Origin of the sequence: Micrococcus sp. HSID17227 (assembly GCF_003989405.1) — a bacterium.
GTDB lineage: Bacteria > Actinomycetota > Actinomycetes > Actinomycetales > Micrococcaceae > Micrococcus > Micrococcus luteus.
Genome location: NZ_RBLN01000336.1, coordinates 1 through 1,989, shown reverse-complemented (window position 1 = coordinate 1,989; position 1,989 = coordinate 1). Strand labels below are relative to the sequence as shown.

Sequence of the window (1,989 nt, the reverse complement as noted above, 5' to 3'; positions counted from 1 at the left end):
GTGAGCGCGAGGAGGCCGCACGCGAGGTCGTCCTGCGCCAGCTCGCCCTGGGCCCCCGCTCCCGCGGCCAGCTCGAACGCAAGCTCGCCGAGCGCCAGGCCGAGCCCGAGCTGATCGAGCGCGTCCTCGACCGCTTCGAGGAGGTGCGCCTCGTGGATGACGCCGCCTTCGCCGAGGTCTGGGTCCGCAGCCGTCACCGAAGCAAGGGCCTGGCGCGCCGTGCCCTCGGGCACGAGCTCCAGCAGAAGGGCGTGGACCGGGAGATCGCCGCCGAGGCGCTCGAGGCCATCGACGGCGAGGACGAACGGGCCGCCGCCCTCGACCTCGTGCGCCGACGGCTGCGGGGCCGCACCGTCCCCGGCGGTGCCTCGCCGGAGGCCCGGGCCGAGCGGGACAAGGTGACCCGCCGCCTCGTCGGCATGCTGGGACGCAAGGGCTACGGCGGCGGCCTCGCGTTCGCCGTCGTGAAGGAGGTCCTCGCCGAGCACGAGGAGTGAGCGGACCCGGGCCGCGCCCGGAGTTCCTAGAATGGTGCGGTGACTCTGACGGACCCCACCCCCCGCACCACCCCGCTCGCGCAGGACGGCGCCGCCGCGCGCCCGCACGAGGGCCTGACCTATGAGGTCCGCACCTTCGGCTGCCAGATGAACGTGCACGACTCCGAGCGCATCTCCGGCCTGCTCGAGTCCACCGGCTACGCCCCGGTCGCCGAGGACGCCCAGGCCGACCTCGTGGTCTTCAACACGTGCGCGGTCCGCGAGAACGCGGACAACCGCCTGTACGGCAACCTCGGCAACCTGCGCGCGGTGAAGGACGCGCACCCGGGCATGCAGATCGCCGTCGGCGGGTGCCTCGCCCAGAAGGACCAGGCCGCCATCCAGCGCAGGGCCCCGTGGGTGGACGTCGTCTTCGGCACCCACAACATCGGCTCCCTGCCCGTGCTGCTGGAGCGCTCCCGCCACAACGCCGAGGCCGAGATCGAGATCCTCGAGTCGCTCGAGGTGTTCCCCTCCACCCTGCCCACCAAGCGGGACTCCACCCACTCCGGCTGGGTGTCCATCTCCGTGGGCTGCAACAACACGTGCACGTTCTGCATCGTCCCGTCGCTGCGCGGCAAGGAGAAGGACCGCCGCCCCGGGGAGATCCTCGCCGAGGTGCAGGCGCTCGTCGACGCCGGCGCCGTCGAGGTCACGCTGCTGGGCCAGAACGTGAACACCTACGGCGTCGAGTTCGGCGACCGCGGCGCGTTCGCCAAGCTGCTGCGCGCGTGCGGGGAGATCGAGGGCCTCGAACGCGTCCGCTTCACCAGCCCCCACCCGGCCGCGTTCACGGACGACGTCATCGACGCGATGGCCGAGACCCCCAACGTCATGCCGCAGCTGCACATGCCCCTGCAGTCGGGCTCGGACAAGGTGCTCAAGGACATGCGCCGCTCCTACCGGTCCGCGAAGTTCCTGCGGATTCTGGAGAAGGTGCGCGAGCGCATCCCGCACGCCGCCATCACCACGGACATCATCGTCGGCTTCCCCGGGGAGACCGAGGAGGACTTCGCCGAGACGATGCGGGTGGTCGAGGCCTCCCGCTTCTCCTCCGCGTTCACCTTCCAGTACTCCATCCGCCCGGGGACCCCGGCCGGGGAGATGGACCACCAGGTGCCCAAGGCCGTCGTCCAGGAGCGCTTCGAGCGCCTCGTGGCCCTGCAGGACCGGATCTCGGCCGAGGAGATGGCCACGCTCGTCGGCACCCGCCAGGAGCTGCTCGTCACCGCCGACTCCGGCTCCAAGGCCGCGGAGCGCGGCCGCCTGTCCGGGCGCGCACCCGACAACCGGCTCGTGCACTTCTCCGTGCCCGCCGGCGCCGAGACCCCCCGCCCCGGCGACTTCGTCACCGTGACGGTCACCGAGGCCCACCCGTTCTTCGCCGTCGCCGACCCGACCGCACAGGACTACGTCCTGCGCCGCTCCCGGGCCGGCGACGCGTGGGACCGCG

General features: G+C 72.5%; 2 protein-coding genes. Both read left to right on the top strand.

Annotated features, from left to right (window positions below; genetic code table 11):
- Positions 1 to 497, top strand: a 497-nt coding sequence (locus tag D8M29_RS11500) for a regulatory protein RecX (RefSeq protein WP_238693404.1), incomplete at its 5' end; no start/stop codon positions are given.
- Positions 498 to 536: 39 nt separating this feature from the next.
- Positions 537 to 1,989 (top strand): tRNA (N6-isopentenyl adenosine(37)-C2)-methylthiotransferase MiaB (gene miaB, locus D8M29_RS11495; protein ID WP_127445995.1); only part of this gene is annotated, 1,453 nt, incomplete at its 3' end.